Origin of the sequence: Neisseria sp. Dent CA1/247, assembly GCF_022870825.1 — a bacterium.
Taxonomy (GTDB): Bacteria; Pseudomonadota; Gammaproteobacteria; order Burkholderiales; family Neisseriaceae; genus Neisseria; species Neisseria zoodegmatis.
Window position 1 is genome coordinate 1,213,535 of record NZ_CP091522.1, and the last position, 18,285, is coordinate 1,231,819.

An 18,285-nucleotide genomic window follows, 5' to 3' on the forward strand; every position below is an offset into this window, starting at 1 on the left:
GGGGGTAATAGTATGAGTAACACTACAGTAGAACAATTTGCCGCCGAACTTAAAAAACCCGTCGACGATTTATTGAAACAATTAAAAAGTGCCGGTGTGCATAAAAACAGCGGCAGAGACAGCATCACATCTGACGATAAACAGCTCTTGCTGGCATATCTGAAAAAATCGCACGGCAGCGAGGGCGGTACCATCAGCATCAGCCGCAAAAAAGCCGAAGTCAGCACTGTTAGCGGCGTACAGGTGGAAACCCGCCGCCGCAGCCGAAAAGTGATTGTACCTTCTGCCGACGAATTGGCTGCCGAGGCTAAAGCTAAGGCCGCAGCTGAGCAGGAAGAAGCGCGTAAAGCAGCCGAAGCTGCTGCACAGGCGGAGCGCGAAGCGGCCGCCAAAGCAGATGCCGAACGTGCGGCTGCCGAAAAAGCCAAAGCCGAAGAAGAAGCGGCCAAATTAAAAGCAACTCAGGCACGCACCGAGCAGGCTGCCGAAGAAAAAGCAGTTGAAAAGAAAGCCGCGGAAGAGAAAGCCCAAGAAGCTGTTCAGACGGCCAAAGCAGAGAAGCCGGCCAAGCAAGGAAAACACAAAGAGCCGAAAAAACAAGCCGCTCCTGCGGTTATCCAGCCGGTAGTAAGCGCGGAAGAGCAAGCACAGCGTGATGAAGAAGCCCGCCGTGCCGCTGCTATGCGTGCGCATCAGGAAGCATTGTTGAAAGAGAAGCAAGAGCGTCAAGCACGCCGTGAAGCCGTGAAACTTCAGGCGCAACAGGAAGCGAAAGCAGCCAAAGAAGGCAAAGCGGCCGAACAGCGTTCCGCCAAGCCGAGCGAAAAAGCGCCTTTGGCTTCTACTTCGGGCAAAGCCGGTGCGCCTGCGCGTGCCAAGAAAGAAGACCGCCACAACCGCGATGAGATGGAAAGCCGTCCGCGCGGTGGCAAAGATAAAGGCAAAGGCCGCAATCAAAATGCCAATCAGGAAGAGCGCGTGCGCGGCGGCAAAAAAGGCAAAAAACTCAAGCTGGAGCCGAACCAACATGCTTTCCAAGCACCGACCGAGCCGGTGGTGCATGAAGTGTTGGTGCCCGAAACCATTACCGTGGCCGATTTGGCGCACAAAATGGCCGTTAAAGGCGTAGAAGTGGTTAAGGCGCTGATGAAAATGGGCATGATGGTTACCATCAACCAGTCCATCGACCAAGATACCGCATTGATTGTAGTAGAAGAATTAGGCCACATCGGTAAGCCTGCCGCTGCCGACGATCCCGAAGCCTTCTTGAGCGATGATGCCGAAACCGCTGCAACGGCAGAGCAATTCCCGCGTCCGCCGGTTGTTACCGTAATGGGTCACGTTGACCATGGTAAAACCTCGTTGCTCGACTACATCCGTCGCGCCAAAGTGGTGCAAGGCGAAGCGGGCGGCATTACCCAGCACATCGGCGCTTATCACGTGGAAACCCCGCGCGGTGTGATTACGTTCTTGGATACTCCGGGTCACGAAGCGTTTACCGCCATGCGTGCCCGCGGTGCCAAAGCCACCGACATTGTGATTCTGGTAGTGGCCGCCGATGACGGCGTGATGCCGCAAACCATCGAAGCCATTGCCCACGCGAAAGCGGCGGGCGTGCCGATTGTGGTGGCAGTGAACAAAATCGATAAAGAGGCAGCCAACCCCGAGCGTATCCGCCAAGAGTTGACGGCGCATGAAGTTGTGCCGGACGAGTGGGGCGGCGATGTGCAGTTTGTCAATGTATCGGCCAAACAAGGTTTGAATATTGATGCGCTGCTGGAAGCCGTGTTGTTGGAAGCCGAAGTGTTGGAGCTGACTGCTCCGGTTGATACGCCTGCCAAAGGTATCATCGTTGAAGCGCGCTTGGATAAAGGACGCGGCGCGGTGGCAACCTTGCTGGTTCAAAGCGGTACGCTGAAAAAAGGCGATATGCTGTTGGCCGGTACCGCGTTCGGTAAGATCCGCGCGATGACCGATGAAAACGGCAAGCAGATTGAAGAAGCCGGCCCGTCGATTCCGGTTGAAATCCTCGGCTTGTCCGACGTGCCTAATGCGGGTGAAGACGCTATGGTATTGGCGGATGAGAAAAAAGCCCGTGAAATCGCGTTGTTCCGCCAAGGCAAATTCCGCGACGTGCGTTTGGCCAAACAACAGGCGGCCAAGTTGGAAAACATGTTCAGCAACATGGGCGAGCAGGCGCAATCGCTGTCGGTTATCATCAAAGCCGACGTTCAAGGTTCGTACGAAGCACTTTCGGGCAGTCTGAAAAAACTGTCTACCGACGAAGTGAAAGTCAACGTGCTGCACAGCGGCGTGGGCGGTATTACCGAGTCTGACGTTAACCTTGCGATTGCGTCCGGCGCATTTATTATCGGCTTTAACGTGCGTGCCGACGGTTCTGCACGCAAGCTGGCCGAGAGCGAAGATGTCGAAATCCGCTACTACAACATCATCTATGATGCCATCGACGATGTGAAAGCGGCCATGAGCGGTATGTTGGCACCGGAAGAGAAAGAGCAAGTGATCGGTACGGTGGAAATCCGTCAGGTTATCAGCGTATCGAAAGTAGGCAATATCGCCGGCTGTATGGTTACCGACGGTATCGTGAAGCGCGATTCGCACATCCGCCTCATCCGCAACAATGTGGTTATCCATACCGGCGAGCTGGCCTCGCTGAAGCGTTACAAAGACGACGTTAAAGAAGTGCGCATGGGCTATGAATGCGGCCTGATGCTGAAAAACTTCAATGAAATTATGGAAGGCGACCAGCTGGAAGTATTTGAAATCGTAGAAGTGGCACGTTCGTTGTAATGGTGCCCGAACGGTAACAACAGGCCGTCTGAAAAGTTTTTTCGAAACTTTCAGACGGCCTTTCGCATATCGAGGTCAACCTCGTTATAATAAGTATTCCTCAATCAGAAACAGGCCGTCTGAAAAGCCATGACTACTATTAAAGAAAAAATCCTCGCCCAAGCCAAGAAAGACGGGGTGCAGGTTACCGCCTTGCGCGAACAGGTTTTGGACATCGTATTGCAGCAAACCGGCGTGATTAAAGCCTATAACGTGCTGTCGCAAATGCAGCAGCAGAGTGAAGGCGTAGTGGCTCCGCCGACTGCGTATCGGGCGTTGGACTTTTGGGCGGAGCAGGGCGTGCTGCATAAAGTGGCTGCCGTCAACGGCTATGTGTTGTGCAGTCATGCTCAGCACGAATGCGATACGCATTGTCATGAGCATGGTGAAGCCGCACATCACAGCGCGTTTATTCTCGTGTGTACCGAATGCGGAGAGGTTGACGAACAAACCCTCAGCAAAGAGTGGTCGGCGTTGCGCGCAGGTGTGGCGGCAAGCGGTTTTGTTTTGAAAGAAGAACATGTCGTATTAACAGGAGTGTGCAAAAAATGTCGGTAAAAAAAACCAAAGTCCACTTGATTTCGGGCTTTCTCGGTACGGGTAAAACGACTGCTCTGAAAAGTTTGATGGAACAAAAAGACCCGAATGAAAAATGGGTCATTATCGTGAACGAATTTGGCGAAATCGGCATCGACGGTGCCGTGTTGAGCAACAACGGCATTCCCGTTGCCGAAATTGCCGGCGGCTGCCTGTGTTGTACCGCCGGCCCGCAATTGGGCGCTACCGTGCAGAAAATGTTGCGCGATGCCCAGCCCGACCGCCTGATGATTGAAGCCAGCGGTTTGGCACATGCCGCCAGCGTGATTGACGAATTGAAAGTCAAACCGCTCGACGAACAGCTTGAAATCGCCGCTGTGTTTACTGTAGTCGACCCGCGTCAGTTCGTCGATCCCAATTATGCACAACAGGCTTTGTATAAAGACCAGATCGGCGTGTGTGATGTGTTGGTGGCCAGCAAAACCGATTTGTGCACGCCCGAAGTATTGGCGGAATTCCGCGAAAAAGCCGCCAAGCTCTTCCCGCCCAAAGCCAAAGTGGTGGAAGTGGATAACGCCCAAGTGGATATCGCATGGCTGGAAATCCCCGTGGTGGAAAAATCCCGCTACCGCTTGAAAGCCTTGCCCGACAATACCATGGGCTATCAATCGCAAGGCTTTACCTTCCCGGCCGGGCAAGATTTCGACGGCGAACGTCTTACCAATTTTTTCAACGATCTGCCGAAATTTACCGAAGGTCTGGTGCGCGCCAAAGGCGTGTTTCAGGTAATGGGTACGTGGGTATGGCTCAACTGGGTGGACGGCAAATGGGGCGCGAACCAAGTTTCATGGCGGCGCGACAGCCGTTTCGAGCTGATTGCCAAAGCATTTGATGCGGATTTAATCGAGCAAAAACTCAAAGCAGCATTGGAATAATGCCCAAACCGGTTGAGGCCGTCTGAAAACATTTCATCGCAATTTGTCGATGCCGAAGTTTTCAGACGGCCTTTGCATGAGCGGTGCGAGTATTGACAAGCTCGAAGCAGGGTCATTATAGTGTTCGTCGAAATGCCTGTTTGAATATGATTTTTTTGATGTTTTTTTTGCATGCAGATTTTACTGAAGGAGTCAGCAATGGCAACATTTGAACTGAAGAAAAGCGAAGGCGGTGAGTTTCATTTCAACTTCATTGGCGAAGAAGACAAAACCATTCTGCGCAGCGAGCAATACAGCAGCAAAGCTTCCGCGCAAAACGGTATCGAATCGGTACGCAGCAATGCCGGTAACGATAGCCGCTATGAATTGAAAACCAGCAGTTCAGGCAAATTTTATTTTAATGTGAAAGCCGCCAACGGGCAGGTTGTCGGCACCAGTATGATGTATGCCGGTGAAGCCGAGCGCGAAGCGGCTATCGCACAGGTGAAAAACGGTGCGCCGCAGGCCGGTGTAGTGGAAGACTATTAAATCTTTGAGTTTGATTACTGCCAGCAATGAGTATGATCTTACCCCCGGGTTTCAGCATAAATCCGGGGGTATTTGATGGTGCTTTTATCTTCCATTTCAGAAGATTTGCTTGGTTAAAATACAGGTTTCTCAGGTAATCAATTAAGCGTATTATCCGCCTTTTACGCTGGCCTCTGCCTACGCAGTCTGCTGTTTCAGGCAGGAAACGAACACAATTTAGGTAGGAACAATGAAGAAAATAGTTACCGCTTTATCGGCCGCATTAGTGCTTGCCGCTTGTACATCGGGCGTGCCGAAACCCCGAACCGTGCCCGCTCTCGGGCAAACGGCTGGAAACTGGTTTCAGCTCACGCAGTACGATGCGGGCGGAAATGTGATTCAAAACAGCTTGTTGGCCGTCGAGCAAAACAAAGATTCGGTGCGGTTTGTCCAAACCGATGCTTTAGGTGCGCCTTTGTCCCGCCAAGTGCTTACGCAAAAAGGTTGGAGCAACGACGGGTTTGTGATGCCCAATGCTGCGGCGCGCCGTTTGTTTGGCGCCATGTTGCCGGTTTTGGCAGAAGATTCCGCCAGTGTTTATCCCGATTTGGAACGCCGAATGACCACCGAAAAAGGCGAGTGTTACCATCAACGCGGGCGCGAACTGTGGTGTGTGTTAGGCGCGATGGGGCGCTGGCAGGTTACTTTCCCCGATCAGACAACATGGGCGGTAACGCCGATTCAAGAGTAAATCATCTCAGGAATACATCAAGAAATGAGCGATTCTGTTTATTTATCAGCACCTGCTTTGGTCAGCGCGATGGGAAGCGGTCTGCAAAACCATATTAACGCCTTGCTGCATCCCGGCGGCGATTCTCCGCTGACTTTTTCTGACCAATGGGTGAAAGGGAAACGATATGCTTTCGGCGCGGTTGGGGAAACCTTAAGACCGTTTCCCGAATCTCTTTCCGAAGCATTCCGAAGCAGAAACAATCAGTTGCTTTGGCATGCTTTGGCACAGATCGAACCGCAAATCGAGCAGGCAGTATCCCGCTTTGGTGCGGAACGCATTGGCGTCGTGATCGGTACGTCAACCAGCGGGGTGGATGAAAATATCGGAATGTTTGAACATGTCGCTCAAGGCGGAGATTGGCAGAGCGTGCCGTTTAAACAGGCTCAGCAGTTGATGTATGCGCCGGCGGAATTTGTGGCCGAAATGTATGGTTTGAAAAACCTGAATTACGTTGTATCTACCGCTTGCACATCGGGTGTGAGAGCGTTAATCAGCGCCGCCCGCTTGTTGCGTGCGGGCTTGTGTGATGCGGTGGTTTGCGGAGGCGTGGACACGCTTTCTCCCTTAACCATCAATGGTTTCGCTTCGCTGGAAGTGTTGTCTTCAGGCTTGGCTACGCCGTTTTCAGCCAACCGCAACGGCATCAATATCGGCGAAGGTGCGGCCGTTTTTGTGATGACGCGCGAAGCTGTGTTTGAAGACAGCCTGCCGTTGTTGGGCTATGGTTCGAGCAGCGATGCTTATCATATGTCGTCGCCCCGTCCGGACGGCTTGGGTGCGATAAAAGCTTTTCAGACGGCCTTAAAGCATGCAAGCATTGATGCCCATGATATCGGTTGGATTAATCTGCACGGCACCGGCACGCTGCATAATGACAGCATGGAGAGTATTGCCGTGGCGGAAGTATTCGGCACCGATACGCCTTGCACTTCCACCAAACCGTACACAGGCCATACGCTCGGTGCGGCCGGCGCAGTTGAAGCGGCATTTTTGTGGGGCATGGTCAGCCGCCATGTTAATCCCGAAGGAAAACTGCCGCCACAGTCGTGGGACGGTGTGCAAGACCAAGCGTTGCCGGAAATAGGTTTAACCGATAAAGACAGCTGTTGGCCGCAGCGGCGAAGAGTGGGCGCCAGTTCGTCGTTCGCTTTCGGTGGCAGTAATGCCGTGTTGATTATTGGAGAATCGGTTTAAGTAAATACATTTGAGGCCGTCTGAAAATTTCAGACGGCCTCAAATGTATGTAAAGGCTTAAACGTATTTGCAATGTTTCCAAGTGCATCGTTAATCGCTCAAACTCAGCCCATCATTTCCAAACGTGCTTGCGGCGGAAGCAGCAACTGGTAAGCCGGTACGCCCAAAGCTAAGGCCATTTTTTCAATATTTGACAGCGCGATATTCCAGCGTTTGCGCTCCACGGCGGAAACGTAGGTACGGTCAAGCCCGCATTGGCGGGCGAGTTCTTCTTGCGACCAGCCTTTGTTCACGCGGAACAGGCGCATATTGTAGGCCAACACCGCGCGTAAATCCGATTCGTCGGGCAGCTCGGCGGGGGCGGTCAGTTTGTTGCTCATGATGTTTCCTTATGAATTTGCTTTAACGGATTTTACTTCACATTGAGTAAGAAGGAAATACGGCGGATCAATCGGTTTACGGCTATAAAAAAATCGGCGAAGAAACCGATAATGCCAAGCCTTTGACTTGCTTGATTGGTTTCTTCGCCGAGATATTGCGGTGTTACAAACAGGGTTTAGATTTCTTCATTCAGTGTTTCAACAGGTTTTTCATCTGGAATCAACCAGTTGAGTATAATGGCGAGAATGGCGCACAAACCCACGCCGGCAAAGCTGACGGTGCCGAATTTAATCACCATGCCGCCTACGCCGGTAGTCAGCACGGAGCTGACGATGACCAGATTTTTGGGCCGCATCAAATCTACTTGAGCATCAATCAAGGTTTTCAAGCCGAGTGAAGCGATGGTGCCGAACAGCAAAATCATGATGCCGCCCATCACAGGTAAAGGAATAGATGCCAAAAACGCATTGAATTTACCGAAAAACGCCATACAGATGGCAAATATGGCCGCCCAAGTCATGATGTAGGGGTTGCTGTTTTTGGTAATCATCACCGCGCCGGTTACTTCGCCATAAGTGGTTACGGGCGGGCCGCCGATCAAACCGGCCACGCACACGCCTAAGCCGTCGCCGGCGAGCGTTTTATCCAAACCGGGGTCTTTGGCGTAATTGTTGCCGGTTACTTTGCCGATAGCCATCACACCGCCGATGTGTTCGATGGCGGGTGCAATGGCAACGGGAAGCATAAACAGTGCGGCCTGCCAGTTGATTTGCGGCGTAACAAATTGAGGCACGGCAAACCAAGGCGCATCGGCAATCGGAGCGGTGTTAACCAATCCCAAAACCCATGCCGCAATGTAGCCTGCCGCCACGCCGATCAGGATGGGGATAAGCTTCATCATTTTGCTGCCGAACACGGCCACTACTACAGTTACCGCAAACGTAAAACCGGAAAGCATCAAAGATTGGGTATAGTCCACCACTTGTTTGCCGTCGGCCTGACCCATCGCCATTTGGCTGGCAACGACGGCAACCGATAGGCCGATAACCATAATCACGGGGCCAATCACCACCGGCGGCAACAAGCGGTTTACCGTTGCCAGTCCGCGCCATTTAATCAGCGCCGCAAAAACAAAATACATAAAGCCTGCGGCAAACAGGCCGAACATCGTGGAAGGCAATCCCCATTCGCTGATGGAGTAGATAATCGGCGCGATAAAGGCAAAAGAAGAGCCGAGAAACACTGGCACTTTGAATTTGGTTACGGCTTGAAAAAGCAGCGTGCCGATACCTGCGCCCAAAAGCGCCAAGGCGGGGTTCAGCCCGGTCAACAGGGGCACGAGTACCATTGCACCGAATGCCACAAATAAAATCTGTGCACCGGAAACGGCAAGTTTAAGTTGTTGCATGTTAAGTTCCGTTAGCTATTGAAATCAAACGGTCGCAATTATAGCGCCGCCAAAGCATGTTGTGTTTACCTGTTTGCGCGGTTTCAGACGGCCTCGATAGCCAGCTTCCGTTTTACCGTTCAAACAAAATCACTTGCAGAAACAGAGTGTGCCGATATAATCCGCCTTGGTATTTGTTTTCAGACGGCCTGTCAGTCAGATGGAATGAATCAGGCCGTCTGAAAATATTCAAACAGATTTGAAGTTAACAATCTGTTATCCTATTTTTTCAAAAGCTTCCTACTGAAGAAGACAAGACAATGGATTTAAACCGAAAAATAATCGTCATCGACGGCCCCAGCGCGTCAGGTAAAGGCACAGTCGCCTCATTGGTCGCCTCTGCTCTAGGTTTCAATTATCTCGATTCCGGTGCGCTTTACAGGCTCACCGCTCTTTATGCCCAACAGCAAGGCGTTCAATGGAATGACGAAGAATCATTGGCGAAGCTGGCGCAAAACCTGCCGGTCGAGTTTGTCGGAAAAACCATCTTATTAGACGGCAAAGACGTATCAGATGCCATCCGTACCGAAGCCATAGGTATGGGCGCATCCGCCGTTGCCGGGCTGCCGAAAGTGCGCGAAGCATTGTTGCAGCGGCAGCGCGATTTTCTGACTGAAAAAGGCTTGGTCGGAGACGGGCGCGATATGGGCTCGGTCATTTTCCCAAACGCCGCTTTGAAAATATTTTTAACCGCCTCCGCCCGAATCAGAGCCGAGCGCAGAGCCAAGCAGATAGGCGAACCGCTTAACGGCGTGGCTTTTGAAAGAATATTGTCCGATATCGAAACGCGCGACGAGGCCGACCGTAGAAGACCGGTTGCCCCGCTCAAACAACTGCCCGATGCGCACTTGCTGGATACAAGTGAAATGACCATTGATGAAGCAGTAAAAAAAGTGCTTGATTGGTATGCAGAAATCTAATTAGTGCTGTATAATGCCGCATTGTTTTTCAGACGGCCTCGCAATATGTTGAGGCCGTCTGAAAAACATTTTTGATTACATAAGCTTGTTGCGCCAAGGGCATCAGGCTTTTTAAAAACCAAACCCGCACCCCTTGGCGGTGTATTGAAAAGAGTTATATATGACTATGGAAAATTTTGCCCAGCTGTTGGAAGAAAGCTTTACCCTTCAAGAGATGAACCCCGGTGAAGTGATTACCGCTGAAGTAGTGGCAATCGACAACAACTTCGTTACCGTAAATGCCGGTTTGAAATCAGAATCTCTGATCGATGTAAACGAATTCAAAAACGCACAGGGCGAGATTGAAGTAAAAGTTGGCGATTTCGTTACCGTAACCATCGAATCAGTTGAAAACGGTTTCGGTGAAACAAAATTGTCTCGCGAAAAAGCCAAACGCGCTGCCGATTGGATTGCCTTGGAAGAAGCCATGGAAAACGGCGACATCCTGTCCGGCGTAATCAACGGCAAAGTAAAAGGCGGCCTGACCGTTATGATCAACAGCATCCGTGCCTTCCTGCCGGGTTCGCTGGTTGACGTACGTCCCGTAAAAGACACCTCACACTTTGAAGGCAAAGAAGTAGAATTCAAAGTGATCAAACTCGACAAAAAACGCAACAACGTTGTGGTATCACGCCGCGCAGTTCTGGAAGTTACTTTGGGCGAAGAGCGCAAAGCACTGCTGGAAAACCTGCAAGAAGGCTCAGTGGTTAAAGGTATCGTTAAAAACATTACCGACTACGGTGCATTCGTTGACTTGGGCGGTATCGACGGCCTGTTGCACATCACCGACTTGGCATGGCGCCGCGTGAAACATCCGAGCGAAGTGCTGGAAGTCGGTCAAGAAGTTGAAGCTAAAGTATTGAAATTCGACCAAGACAAACAACGCGTTTCTCTGGGTATGAAACAATTGGGCGAAGATCCTTGGAGCGGCCTGACCCGTCGTTATCCGCAAGGTACCCGTCTGTTCGGTAAAGTGTCTAACCTGACCGACTACGGTGCATTCGTGGAAATCGAACAAGGCATCGAAGGTTTGGTACACGTTTCCGAAATGGATTGGACCAACAAAAACGTACATCCGAGCAAAGTTGTTCAGCTGGGTGACGAAGTAGAAGTAATGATTCTGGAAATCGACGAAGACCGCCGCCGCATCAGCTTGGGCATGAAACAATGCCAAGCTAATCCGTGGGAAGAGTTTGCCGCCAACCACAACAAAGGCGACAAATTGTCTGGCGCGGTTAAATCTATCACCGACTTCGGCGTATTCGTTGGCTTGCCCGGCGGCATCGACGGCTTGGTTCACCTGTCTGACCTGTCTTGGACTGAAGCGGGCGAAGAAGCCGTACGCAAATACAAAAAAGGCGAAGAAGTGGAAGCCGTTGTATTGGCTATCGATGTTGAAAAAGAGCGCATCTCTTTGGGTATCAAGCAATTGGAAGGCGACCCCTTCGGTAACTTCATCAGCGTAAACGACAAAGGTTCTTTGGTAAAAGGTACTGCCAAATCAGTAGATGCCAAAGGTGCCGTTATCGCATTGTCTGACGAAGTTGAAGCTTACCTGCCTGCTTCCGAGTGGTCTAGCGAGCGCGTTGAAGATTTGCGTAACGTATTGAAAGAAGGCGAAGAAGTAGAAGCCGTTATTTCTACCGTTGACCGCAAAAACCGCAGCATCAAACTGTCTGTTAAAGCAAAAGACGCTAAAGAAAACCGCGATGCCTTGAATTCAGTTAATGCTGCATCAACTGCAAGTGCCGGTACGACCAGCTTGGGCGATTTGCTGAAAGCTAAACTGTCTGGCGATCAGGAGTAAGGTGCAGACATGACCAAGTCTGAATTAATGGTTCGTCTGGCAGAAGTATTCGCTGAGAAAAACGGTACTCAATTAGTGGCCAAAGATGTAGAGTACAGTGTAAAAGTTTTGGTAGATACCATGACTCGTTCACTGGCTAAAGGTCAACGTATTGAAATCCGAGGTTTCGGCAGCTTCGATCTGAACCGCCGTCCGGCCCGTATCGGCCGTAACCCTAAAACCGGTGAGCGTGTGGAAGTGCCCGAAAAATTCGTGCCCCACTTCAAGCCGGGTAAAGAGTTGCGCGAGCGCGTCGACCAAGCGATGTCAGACAAATAAGCAATACAAAACAAACGCTGCAGAAATGCAGCGTTTTTCTTTTGTAGATTTGGCATGTAAGTTTGCTTAGATAGTATTTGTGGGCAAGCACTTTAATGTCAGAAGTTATTCTATTTAAAGAATAATGAAACAAACCGAACCTCATTCGGCAATAAACGCTTGGAGGCCGTCTGAAATCATTTATAATGGCAAGCCTGTTTATCTGCTTTAAATAATAATGATGAATAATAAAGAAAATCGGTTTGTAGCACCTGATTTCAGCAATCACAGTCCGCTTACTTGGTATCAGGCTGCTTCCGAGCAGCCGGCATTTATCCGCGATGAAGCACAAACCAAGGCCATCGAATATCTCGACCGTTTGTGGACGGAGTTGATGATGTTTAAGCGTAAACGCAACCGCTTTTTAGGCCGAAGTTTGCGCTCGCCGCAACTGCCGAAGGGGCTGTATTTTTACGGCGGAGTGGGTAGAGGTAAAAGTTTTCTGATGGATGTGTTTTACGGTTGCTTGCCTTATCGCCGCAAACGCCGTGTACATTTCCATGCTTTTATGGCTGAAGTACACAAACGCATGAAGGTTTTGAAAAGTGAGGCGAATCCTTTGAAGGCTGTCGCTGCTGAAATTGCTAAAGAAACACGGGTATTGTGTTTCGATGAATTTCATGTAAGCGATATTGCAGATGCAATGATTTTGGGCAGGCTTTTGGAAAACCTGTTTGAAAACGGAGTGGTTTTGGTGGCCACATCAAATTATGCACCTTCGGAACTGTATCCGCAGGGTCAAAATCGCAGTAGTTTTTTGCCTACCATTGCTTTGATTGAAAATAAGCTGACTGTTTTGAATGTGGATGGTGGCGAAGACTACCGCTTGCGTACTTTAAAGCCGGCTGAAGTATTCTATGTGCCGGATAATCAGGAAAATGAAGAAAAGCTCGCTGCTTTGTTTGCTCAAGTTGCACACGGTAAAACCAAGTCGCCCCAAGCTATCACAATACATGGTCGGGAGTTGATGTGTAATGCTCGAGACGATAAAGCGATTTGGTTTGATTTTCGTGCTTTGTGTTTTGGCCCTCGTTCTCAGGCGGATTATCTTTATTTGGCTGAAAACTTTGAAATGGTTTTCGTATCGGGAATCGAAAAGCTGAATGAGAGTGAAAAGGCAGAAGCCCGCCGTTTGACATGGTTAATAGACGTGCTTTACGACTTCCGGGTTAAATTCTGTGCCACCAGCCAAGTGCCGGCGGAAGAAATTTATGTACAAGGTGATTTTGCGCATGAATTTGTCCGCACGGTAAGTAGGATGGTGGAAATGCAATCAGAAGAGTATTTGGCTCAGCCGCATTTGACATTGGGCGTCAAAAACAAAAAAAACGCTGATGTTTAACATAATACGGGTGGAGTTTGCTAAAATACATTCTTGGCTTTTTATTTAAGTTAATAACAATATAAAGGAACTTTCTTCATGGCTATCGAGCGTACCATTTCTATTATCAAGCCTGATGCAGTAGCTAAAGATGTTATCGGTCAAATTTATACTCGTTTTGAAAGCAACGGTTTGCGCATTGTTGCCGCTAAAATGAAACATCTGAGCACAAAAGAAGCTCAAGATTTTTATGCTGTTCATAAAGAGCGTCCTTTCTTTGCCGACTTGGTATCTTTCATGACCAGCGGCCCGGTAATGATTCAAGTTTTGGAAGGCGAAAATGCAGTAGCCAAAAACCGTGAATTGATGGGTGCTACCAATCCTAAAGAAGCAGCTGCCGGTACTATCCGTGCCGACTTTGCAGAATCTATTGATGCAAACGCTGTTCACGGTTCTGACAGCTTGGAAAATGCCGCTAAAGAGATTGCTTATTTCTTCAGCGAAAGCGAACTCTGCGCCCGCTAAACAAAGATTTGTTATTCTTCGGGCTGTCTGATTTTTTCAGACGGCCTGAAGGTTTTTAAATGGCAGCTTTAAAATATTAAGCTGGATCTATATATAAAGCTTTCATTTAAAAGCTTAAAGTTGAACATGAAAACCAATCTGCTGAATTTTGATTTAAACGGTTTGACCCAGTACTTTGCCCAAATGGGAGAAAAACCTTTCCGAGCCAAACAAGTCATGCACTGGATGCATCAATCGGGTGTGTCTGATTTTGATGAAATGACTGACTTGGCGAAATCCTTACGGGCGAAGCTGCATGAGCATGCGGTAGTGGAAGTACCCCAGTTAATGGCTGCTCAAGAATCTTCAGACGGCACACGCAAGTGGTTGTTGGATGTCGGCACCGGAAATGGTGTGGAAACCGTTTTTATTCCCGAAGCAGAACGCGGAACTTTGTGTATTTCGTCTCAAATAGGTTGTGCATTGGAGTGCACATTTTGTTCGACAGGCCGCCAGGGCTTTAATCGGAATTTGAGTACGGCCGAAATTATCGGTCAATTGTGGTGGGCAAATAAAGCTTTAGGTGTTACGCCGAAAAACGAGCGGATCATTTCCAATGTTGTGATGATGGGGATGGGCGAGCCGCTGGCAAATTTTGATAACGTAGTTACTGCCTTAAGCATCATGTTGGACGATCATGGTTATGGTTTGTCACGCCGCCGCGTGACTGTTTCCACCTCCGGTATGATTCCGCAAATGGACAGATTGAAAGAAGTCATGCCGGTGGCTTTGGCTGTTTCATTACATGCTTCCAATGACGCAGTACGTGACCAGATTGTGCCGTTAAACAAAAAATATCCATTGAAAGAATTAATGTCGGCATGCAGACGTTATTTGGAAAAGGCGCCGAGAGATTTTGTTACCTTTGAATATGTGATGCTGGACGGCGTGAATGATCAGGTACAACATGCGAAGGAGTTGATCCAGCTTGTGCGTGATGTGCCGTGTAAATTCAACTTGATACCTTTCAATGCATTTCCGAATTCAGGCTACAACCGTTCGAGCAATGCCAATATCCAAGTATTCCGGGATATTTTGCAGCAAGCCGGATTCGTGGTAACGGTAAGAAAAACCCGTGGTGACGATATTGACGCTGCTTGCGGGCAGCTTGCCGGTCAGGTGAAAGATAAAACACGCAGGCAGCAAAAATGGCAGCAAGTTTTGCTGGAACAAAGAGGTTGATATGAAATTCAAAGCCGGTTGGATTTGTTTATTGATGTTGGGCATGACTGCATGCGCTGGAAATGCCAACAAACAGCCTAGTGCACGCGAGCGTGCTCATCAGGTATCTAATATTAAAACGCAACTGGCGTTGGAATACATGCGTGCGCAAGATTACCGCCAAGCTGTCGCAAGCATTGATGAAGCGCTTGCAGCTAATGGTAAGAATGAAAATGCGTGGCTGATACGTGCGCAAATTTATCAATATTTGAAGGTTACGGATAAAGCTCAAGAGAGTTTCCAAAAAGCATTGTCTATCAAACCTAACAGCGCTGAAATCAACAACAACTACGGCTGGTTCTTGTGCAGTACACAAAACCGCGCGAATGAATCTATTGCTTATTTTGATAAAGCATTGGCCGATCCGACTTATCCTTCACCACATATTGCCAATTTAAATAAAGGTATATGTAGCGCCAAAATGGGCCAATATTCTTTGTCGGAAGCTTATTTTGAACGTGCTTTAGCTGCTGCACCGCAGTTTTTCCCTGTATTGAAAGAAATGGCGCGCACGAAAATGCTGGCGGGCAATTTAAGCGATGCGGATTATTATTTCCGACAGTACCAAAGCCAAATTGATGTTTTGAGCGCTGATGATTTATTGTTAGGTTGGAAAATCTACAAGAGTTTGGGCGATACCCAAGCTGCTTATGAATATGAAGCGCAATTGAGGGCAAATTATCCTTATTCTGAAGAGCTGCAAACAATTACAACAGGACGTTTGTAATGACTGATCATCAAAATACCGAACAATATTCTACCGGTGGCGTTGCCGCAGAATTGGGCATGAAGCTGCGTCAGGCTAGGGAACAAAAAGGCTATTCTATTGGAGAAGTGGCCGAACGGTTGAAGCTTTCCGCACGCCAGATTGAAGGGCTTGAAAGTGGCAACTACGAAGGTATGCCCGAATTGGTGTTTGTGCGAGGTTTTTTGCGCACTTACGCGCGTTTTTTAGGTTTAGATGAACAAGAAGTGTCTGCTTATTTAGACCGCATTATGCCGCAGAGCCGCAGCAATATTTATGCAGTAGAAAGAAACAGCGGTTCGTTGCTCAATTATCAGCAAACAGAAGTCGGTAAATCATTTCCCAAATGGATTTTAGGATTAGTGCTTCTGGCTTTGATTGGAGGCGGTGTTTATGTGTGGCAAAGTAAATCACAATCAGAATACGCCAAGCAAAATGACAGCGTTGTTCCTCCTGAATTAGACAATGCAGGGGCTAGCGGCCTGAATGCAGATAATGTTTCCGTGGTAGCGATGGGGAGCGACGCGGTTGCCTCTGCTATTCTTAACCCTTCATCCACCGCTTCGGAGGTAAAAATTGCTTCAGAGCCTGTAATTACTGCATCTAGTGTTACGACTGCTTCCGAAGCAGCGAAAGATATGGTTGCGGCGGCAAGTGGGGAAATGCCCGTTGCAGCTGATGAGCTTGTAGTTAAGGTTCATTACCGTTCTAAACTGGTCATCAAAGATAAGAATGATCAGTTTGTGATTAATGAAATTGTACCGGCTGGAAGTGAGCACCGTTTCAAAGGCAGTGCACCTTACAATGTTTGGATCGGCTATGCGCCCGGTGCTACCGTAAATTATGGCGGTCAAGAAATCGCTGTTCGTAAGCATATGGTCGGTAAAACGACTTCATCATTCATCGCGGGGCAGTAATGAGTCATTCTCCTATTAAACGCAGAGAAACTTATCAGGTAAACATTGACCATCTGACCGTTGGTTCCGACGCTCCCGTGGTGGTGCAGTCTATGACCAATACCGATACGGCCGATGCTATCGGTACGGCACAACAAGTGAAAGAATTGAGCGATGCCGGCTCGGAGATGGTGCGGATTACGGTAAACAGCCCCGAAGCTGCCTCTAAAGTAGCAGAGATTAGAAGCCGTCTGAATGATATGGGATGCCAAACGCCTTTGGTGGGCGATTTTCATTTTAACGGAGAGCGTTTGTTGCAGGAATTTCCTGATTGTGCCAAGGCATTGTCAAAATACCGTATCAATCCGGGCAATGTCGGTAAAGGAGCAAAGGGAGATGAAAAATTTGCTTATATGATCCGTACCGCTGCCGAACATAATAAAGCTGTTCGTATCGGCGTTAACTGGGGGTCATTGGATCAAAGTCTTGCCAAGCGTATGATGGATGCAAATTTGGCATCTTCTACGCCGCTGCCTCCGGAAGAAGTGATGAAGGAGGCTTTGATCGTATCGGCTTTGGAATCCGCGCAAAAAGCAGTGGATTTGGGATTGCCGGAAGACAAGATTATTTTGTCTTGTAAGGTAAGCGCGGTACAAGATTTGATTCAAGTCTATCGTAAATTGGGCGACAGTTGCCGTTACCCTTTGCACTTGGGTCTTACAGAAGCAGGCATGGGCAGTAAAGGTATTGTGGCTTCTACTGCCGCTTTGGCCGTGTTATTGCAGGAAGGTATCGGCGACACTATTCGGATCTCTTTAACGCCCGAGCCGGGTAGCCCGCGCACCCAAGAGGTGGTGGTTGCCCAAGAAATTTTACAGACTATGGGTTTGCGCTCATTTACCCCCATGGTAACAGCCTGTCCGGGCTGTGGTCGCACTACCAGTACGGTTTTCCAAGAGTTGGCAAGAGACATCCAGCATTATCTGCGTGATCAAATGGCTGTTTGGCGCACTCAATATCCCGGCGTTGAATCGCTCAACGTTGCGGTAATGGGATGCGTAGTTAATGGGCCGGGTGAGAGTAAATTGGCAGATATCGGTATCAGCTTGCCGGGTACTGGCGAAACGCCGGTTGCGCCGGTATATGTTGATGGCGAACGTAAGGTTACGCTGAAAGGCGATAATATGGCTGCCGAATTTTTGGCGATTGTTCAGGACTATGTGGAAACCAATTACGGTGAAGGTGGGAAAAAGCGTAATGAAAACCGCATTATTCCCATTAAATCTGCTTAGTATTGAGTGAGATTTTTCCCGGTTTTGCTCATTTGCAGATACCAACTCAAACTTTATTAGTTAAGGCAAATCATCATGGCAGACTTACGAGAGTTACTATTAAGACTGTATCTGATTAACAATCCGCAAGTTGAGCATCAGGTGTTTATTTACACTTACCAAGGTGTGAGCGATATGGCGGTTAATCCGTTTCAGTTTGTAAGTGCCGAATTACTTGAGAATGTTAAGAAGAGCGTTATTTTACAAAATCTTCCTTCGGGCGAGATGATTCAGGCTTTTATCGTGCCGACCGATTCGCCGCGAAACCAGCCGCAGTGGGAAGTCGAAAATATCATGTTGTACGGCAATAAAAATGGTGTGTTGGTATCGATTGATTTGGATAAAGAAAGTATTGCCGAATCGGATAAATATAAGCAGTTTGTCGGTTTAACCAAGAGCATGCTGCGCCAGTTTACCGACAGCGGAATCATATAAAATCA

Annotated in this window: 18 protein-coding genes; 16 read left to right on the forward strand and 2 right to left on the reverse strand. The window is 48.9% G+C overall.

The genetic code is table 11. The features are described from left to right. Positions 1-12 precede the first annotated feature (12 nt). The 6 genes from infB to LVJ85_RS06110 all read left to right on the forward strand — a co-directional run bounded on the left by infB (position 13) and on the right by LVJ85_RS06110 (position 6,816). A complete protein-coding gene (infB, locus tag LVJ85_RS06085) occupies positions 13-2,811 on the forward strand; it encodes a translation initiation factor IF-2 (RefSeq protein WP_244742554.1) in 2,799 nt (932 codons plus the stop codon). A 129-nt stretch (positions 2,812-2,940) separates the two neighbouring features. After that, entirely contained in the window at positions 2,941-3,408 is a 468-nt protein-coding gene (locus tag LVJ85_RS06090; protein ID WP_244742558.1) for a Fur family transcriptional regulator, read from the forward strand. After that, positions 3,399-4,322 carry a GTP-binding protein gene (locus LVJ85_RS06095; RefSeq protein WP_244742561.1) on the forward strand — a complete coding sequence of 308 codons (924 nt, stop codon included), beginning with the start codon at positions 3,399-3,401 and terminating at the stop codon, positions 4,320-4,322. The genes LVJ85_RS06090 and LVJ85_RS06095 overlap by 10 nt, the downstream gene beginning before the upstream one ends. A gap of 198 nt (positions 4,323-4,520) precedes the next feature. Next, positions 4,521-4,850 (forward strand): YegP family protein, encoded by a 330-nt coding sequence (locus LVJ85_RS06100; RefSeq protein ID WP_244742564.1) that lies wholly within the window; start codon positions 4,521-4,523, stop codon positions 4,848-4,850. 229 nt (positions 4,851-5,079) lie between these two features. Next, positions 5,080-5,580, forward strand: coding sequence for a lipoprotein (locus LVJ85_RS06105; RefSeq protein WP_244742568.1), 501 nt, complete (start codon positions 5,080-5,082; stop codon positions 5,578-5,580). Positions 5,581-5,604: 24 nt separating this feature from the next. Further along, positions 5,605-6,816, forward strand: coding sequence for a beta-ketoacyl-ACP synthase (locus LVJ85_RS06110; protein WP_244742571.1), 1,212 nt, complete (start codon positions 5,605-5,607; stop codon positions 6,814-6,816). Positions 6,817-6,920: 104 nt separating this feature from the next. Here LVJ85_RS06110 and LVJ85_RS06115 read toward each other — a convergent pair whose 3' ends face one another. Beyond that, positions 6,921-7,196 (reverse strand): helix-turn-helix domain-containing protein, encoded by a 276-nt coding sequence (locus tag LVJ85_RS06115; protein WP_085363782.1) that lies wholly within the window; start codon positions 7,194-7,196, stop codon positions 6,921-6,923. Between the two features lie 176 nt (positions 7,197-7,372). Continuing rightward, positions 7,373-8,605, reverse strand: coding sequence for a uracil-xanthine permease family protein (locus LVJ85_RS06120; RefSeq protein ID WP_244742574.1), 1,233 nt, complete (start codon positions 8,603-8,605; stop codon positions 7,373-7,375). 299 nt (positions 8,606-8,904) lie between these two features. On the opposite strand from LVJ85_RS06120, the gene cmk reads away from it, so the two are divergent. From cmk to LVJ85_RS06170, 10 genes are all read left to right on the forward strand, one after another. Continuing rightward, positions 8,905-9,564 (forward strand): (d)CMP kinase, encoded by a 660-nt coding sequence (gene cmk, locus LVJ85_RS06125; RefSeq protein WP_244742576.1) that lies wholly within the window; start codon positions 8,905-8,907, stop codon positions 9,562-9,564. Between the two features lie 160 nt (positions 9,565-9,724). Further along, positions 9,725-11,410: a 30S ribosomal protein S1 gene (rpsA, locus tag LVJ85_RS06130; protein WP_115133467.1), complete on the forward strand. Its 1,686-nt coding sequence runs from the start codon at positions 9,725-9,727 to the stop codon at positions 11,408-11,410. 9 nt (positions 11,411-11,419) lie between these two features. After that, positions 11,420-11,728 carry an integration host factor subunit beta gene (locus tag LVJ85_RS06135; protein WP_054598636.1) on the forward strand — a complete coding sequence of 103 codons (309 nt, stop codon included), beginning with the start codon at positions 11,420-11,422 and terminating at the stop codon, positions 11,726-11,728. A 220-nt stretch (positions 11,729-11,948) separates the two neighbouring features. Further along, positions 11,949-13,109: a cell division protein ZapE gene (zapE, locus tag LVJ85_RS06140; protein ID WP_244743083.1), complete on the forward strand. Its 1,161-nt coding sequence runs from the start codon at positions 11,949-11,951 to the stop codon at positions 13,107-13,109. Positions 13,110-13,187: 78 nt separating this feature from the next. Continuing rightward, positions 13,188-13,613, forward strand: a complete 426-nt coding sequence (ndk, locus tag LVJ85_RS06145; protein WP_085363778.1) for a nucleoside-diphosphate kinase — start codon at positions 13,188-13,190, stop codon at positions 13,611-13,613. A gap of 126 nt (positions 13,614-13,739) precedes the next feature. After that, positions 13,740-14,834: a 23S rRNA (adenine(2503)-C(2))-methyltransferase RlmN gene (rlmN, locus tag LVJ85_RS06150; RefSeq protein WP_244742580.1), complete on the forward strand. Its 1,095-nt coding sequence runs from the start codon at positions 13,740-13,742 to the stop codon at positions 14,832-14,834. Between the two features lies 1 nt (position 14,835). Further along, positions 14,836-15,600 (forward strand): type IV pilus biogenesis/stability protein PilW, encoded by a 765-nt coding sequence (pilW, locus tag LVJ85_RS06155; RefSeq protein ID WP_244742583.1) that lies wholly within the window; start codon positions 14,836-14,838, stop codon positions 15,598-15,600. Beyond that, complete coding sequence (locus tag LVJ85_RS06160; protein WP_244742586.1) at positions 15,600-16,535, forward strand: helix-turn-helix domain-containing protein; 936 nt, start codon at positions 15,600-15,602, stop codon at positions 16,533-16,535. Before pilW ends, LVJ85_RS06160 begins: the two co-directional genes overlap by 1 nt. After that, complete coding sequence (gene ispG / locus LVJ85_RS06165) at positions 16,535-17,806, forward strand: flavodoxin-dependent (E)-4-hydroxy-3-methylbut-2-enyl-diphosphate synthase (protein ID WP_085363774.1); 1,272 nt, start codon at positions 16,535-16,537, stop codon at positions 17,804-17,806. The genes LVJ85_RS06160 and ispG overlap by 1 nt, the downstream gene beginning before the upstream one ends. 75 nt (positions 17,807-17,881) lie before the next feature. Beyond that, positions 17,882-18,280 carry a hypothetical protein gene (locus tag LVJ85_RS06170; RefSeq protein WP_369695602.1) on the forward strand — a complete coding sequence of 133 codons (399 nt, stop codon included), beginning with the start codon at positions 17,882-17,884 and terminating at the stop codon, positions 18,278-18,280. The last annotated feature ends 5 nt before the right edge of the window (positions 18,281-18,285 follow it).

What these genes read in the sequence shown, in the direction of transcription:
- rpsA (WP_115133467.1), top strand. Translation starts at nt 9,725, where the DNA reads ATGACTATGGAAAATTTTGCCCAGCTGTTGGAAGAAAGCTTTACCCTT.
- LVJ85_RS06170 (WP_369695602.1), top strand. Translation starts at nt 17,882, where the DNA reads ATGGCAGACTTACGAGAGTTACTATTAAGACTGTATCTGATTAACAAT.
- LVJ85_RS06095 (WP_244742561.1), top strand. Translation starts at nt 3,399, where the DNA reads ATGTCGGTAAAAAAAACCAAAGTCCACTTGATTTCGGGCTTTCTCGGT.
- zapE (WP_244743083.1), top strand. Translation starts at nt 11,949, where the DNA reads ATGAATAATAAAGAAAATCGGTTTGTAGCACCTGATTTCAGCAATCAC.
- LVJ85_RS06120 (WP_244742574.1), bottom strand. Translation starts at nt 8,605, where the DNA reads ATGCAACAACTTAAACTTGCCGTTTCCGGTGCACAGATTTTATTTGTG.
- pilW (WP_244742583.1), top strand. Translation starts at nt 14,836, where the DNA reads ATGAAATTCAAAGCCGGTTGGATTTGTTTATTGATGTTGGGCATGACT.
- rlmN (WP_244742580.1), top strand. Translation starts at nt 13,740, where the DNA reads ATGAAAACCAATCTGCTGAATTTTGATTTAAACGGTTTGACCCAGTAC.
- LVJ85_RS06090 (WP_244742558.1), top strand. Translation starts at nt 2,941, where the DNA reads ATGACTACTATTAAAGAAAAAATCCTCGCCCAAGCCAAGAAAGACGGG.
- ndk (WP_085363778.1), top strand. Translation starts at nt 13,188, where the DNA reads ATGGCTATCGAGCGTACCATTTCTATTATCAAGCCTGATGCAGTAGCT.
- cmk (WP_244742576.1), top strand. Translation starts at nt 8,905, where the DNA reads ATGGATTTAAACCGAAAAATAATCGTCATCGACGGCCCCAGCGCGTCA.
- LVJ85_RS06100 (WP_244742564.1), top strand. Translation starts at nt 4,521, where the DNA reads ATGGCAACATTTGAACTGAAGAAAAGCGAAGGCGGTGAGTTTCATTTC.
- LVJ85_RS06110 (WP_244742571.1), top strand. Translation starts at nt 5,605, where the DNA reads ATGAGCGATTCTGTTTATTTATCAGCACCTGCTTTGGTCAGCGCGATG.
- ispG (WP_085363774.1), top strand. Translation starts at nt 16,535, where the DNA reads ATGAGTCATTCTCCTATTAAACGCAGAGAAACTTATCAGGTAAACATT.
- LVJ85_RS06135 (WP_054598636.1), top strand. Translation starts at nt 11,420, where the DNA reads ATGACCAAGTCTGAATTAATGGTTCGTCTGGCAGAAGTATTCGCTGAG.
- LVJ85_RS06160 (WP_244742586.1), top strand. Translation starts at nt 15,600, where the DNA reads ATGACTGATCATCAAAATACCGAACAATATTCTACCGGTGGCGTTGCC.
- LVJ85_RS06115 (WP_085363782.1), bottom strand. Translation starts at nt 7,196, where the DNA reads ATGAGCAACAAACTGACCGCCCCCGCCGAGCTGCCCGACGAATCGGAT.
- infB (WP_244742554.1), top strand. Translation starts at nt 13, where the DNA reads ATGAGTAACACTACAGTAGAACAATTTGCCGCCGAACTTAAAAAACCC.
- LVJ85_RS06105 (WP_244742568.1), top strand. Translation starts at nt 5,080, where the DNA reads ATGAAGAAAATAGTTACCGCTTTATCGGCCGCATTAGTGCTTGCCGCT.